A 2573-nucleotide genomic window follows, 5' to 3' on the forward strand; every position below is an offset into this window, starting at 1 on the left:
GGGTGAATGTGGTTTCGCTCATCTAGGCGTAACTCCCGTCTGGAAATAGCAACCCCGGTGGCTTACCCATGGGGCTTGGATAGGTCAACAGGTGCGGAGGGTTCTGCACTGCAAGGAGACACAATGAGCAGCCCGCATAACACCGCACCCGTAAACCCGCTGCCTGCAGCCGTGGTTGCGATAGTGCTGATCATCATCGGGATTGAGGCGGTGTTCTCGCTTGGCGCCCGCGGAATCCTGGGCGGGCCGGGGGCGATCGGCTGGCGGCTGGAGGCAATCCAGTCCTATGCGTTTTCCAGCGAGATCTTCTGGTGGATGCAGGACAGCGGCCGCTGGCTGCCGGAGCATCTGCTGCGCTTTGTGTCGTATCCCTTTGTGCATGGCGCCTTTACCCACGCGCTGTTTGTCTGCGTCTTTGTGCTGGCGATGGGCAAGATGGTGGGCGAGGTGATGGGCGACCTGGCGATGGTGATCATCTTTGTGTTGTCCGGTGCCGGCGGCGCGCTGGGCTATGCGCTGCTGGTCAGCGGCGGCCAGCCTTTGATCGGCGGCTTTCCGGCGGTTTACGGGCTGATCGGGGCGTTTACCTTCCTGTTGTGGCGCTCGCTGGCCTCGGTCGGGGCGCAGCAGAGCCGGGCGTTTTCGCTGATCGCCTTCTTGATGGGTGCGCAGCTGCTGTTCGGGCTGTTGTTTGGCGGCCAGAAGGACTGGGTCGCGGATCTGGCAGGCTTTGCCACCGGGTTTGGGCTGTCGTTCTTCCTGGCGCCGGGCGGCTGGGCGCGGATCCGCAACCGCATCCGCCACGATTGAGAGCGGGGCGCTCCCGCCCGCGGCCTATGCCCCAATGAGGCATTTCCAGCCGTTGGGCCGGGCCGCGCTGACGCGCGGAGGCTATGTCGCCCTTGACCCGAGACCAGCCTGAAGGGGCGCGGGGTCAGGCCTGTTTCCGGCGGCTGAGGGCGGTGCGGAACTCTGACAGACGGAAGGCGCCAAGCGCTTGGCCTGCGGCGAAGTAGACCACGCCGCCCAGCACCACCAGCCCTAATAGGGACAGGTAGCGCCAGTAGTCCAGCATAAACAGCCAGCCCGCGGATACGGCTACAGCATAGAGCACCGCCCCCATCACAGCAGAGGCTGCCAGGATGCGCCAGGCGCGGGTGCGGAAGCGGGTGTCGAACCGGGCCTCCTCGCCCATTCTGCGGGTGCCGATCGCCAGCAGCCCCACCATTGCCCAGCCAGCGGCCGAGGCGGCAATGGCGGGGGCGATCCAGCCCAGTATAGGCTTCAAGCCGAATGCCAGCGCGGCGTTCACGGCCATGGCAACCAGCGCGTAGCGGAACGGCGTTTTGGTGTCCTCCCGCGCGAAGTAGAGCGGCTGCAGTACTTTTTGCAGCATGAAGGCCGGCAGGCCTGCGCCATAGATGGCGACGGCGATGGCGATGGCGGCCACATCCTCAGGTCCGGTGGCGCCGCGCTCGTAGAGGACCGAGACCAGAGGCACGGGCACGGTGATGAAGGCGATGGCGGAGGGCACGGCCAGCAGCAGCGAGAATTCTCCCGCGCGCGACAGGGCGTCTTGCGAACCAGCGCTGTCTCCGGAGCGCAGGCGGCGGGACAGGGCAGGGAGCAGTACGATGCCGACCGCGATGCCGACAACACCCAGCGGCAGCTGGTACAGCCGGTCGGCAATGAACAGCCAGCTGGCCGCTTTTTCGATGTCCGACGCCACATATTGCCCGACCACCAGATTGATCTGGGTGACCCCCATGGCCAGCGCCGCCGGCACGGCAACGCTCATCAGGCTGCGCATCTCGGTGTTCCAGCGGGGCAGGCCGGGGCGCAGGACAATGCCTGCACGGGCGGCGGCAACCCAGACCAGCGCCAGCTGGGCCACACCTGCAACCGGAATGGTCCAGACCAGCCAAATCACAACCTCTCCGCCCAGCAGGGCACCGGCAGCCATGGCTGCACAGGCAAATATGTTGAGGAGAACCGGTGCGGCGGCAGCGGCGGCAAAGCGCCCTGTGGCGTTCAGAACCCCGGAAAACAATGCCGCCAGAGACATGAACAGGATGTAGGGAAAGACGATGTAGCCGTATCCCACTGCCATATCAAACCGGGCATCGCCGACAAACCCGCCCGCCGTCAGCCAGACCAGCCCGGGCATGAACACCATGCCGAGCCCAACCAGTGCCAGTACTGCTGCGGCAAGCAGGTTGAAGGCCTGCTGGGCGTAAGACTGCGCGTCCTCGCCGGCCTCGTAGCGTTTGGAGAAAGCCGGCACAAAGGCGGCGTTAAAGGCACCTTCGGCGAAGAAGCGGCGGAACATGTTAGGCAGGCGGAAGGCCACGATAAAGGCATCCAGCACCGGGCCGGGGCCGATGAAGGCGGCGATCAGGATCTCGCGTGCAAAGCCCAGTACACGGCTTGCCAGCGTCCAGAACCCGACGGTCAGGAAGCCCGAAAGCAGTTTGATCGGTTTCATGTATCCGCCCGTTTTGCGCCAGCAGCAATTGCCTCGCGCAGTTTCTTTTCCAGCGTCCGCTGTTTGGACTCTGCATAGTATTTCAGGC

2 protein-coding genes are annotated in these 2573 nt (G+C 64.8%); one reads left to right on the forward strand and one right to left on the reverse strand.

The window, feature by feature from the left end; all coding sequences use genetic code 11:
* Positions 1-123 precede the first annotated feature (123 nt).
* Positions 124-810, forward strand: coding sequence for a rhomboid family intramembrane serine protease (locus A2I95_RS30945; RefSeq protein ID WP_027257661.1), 687 nt, complete (start codon positions 124-126; stop codon positions 808-810).
* 124 nt (positions 811-934) lie between these two features.
* Here the strand turns inward: A2I95_RS30945 and murJ are convergent, their stop codons facing one another.
* On the reverse strand, positions 935-2485 hold the full coding sequence (gene murJ, locus A2I95_RS30950; RefSeq protein WP_291735990.1) for a murein biosynthesis integral membrane protein MurJ: 1551 nt from the start codon (positions 2483-2485) through the stop codon (positions 935-937).
* Positions 2486-2573: the final 88 nt, after the last annotated feature.

It is taken from the genome of Leisingera sp. F5 (assembly GCF_001593695.1).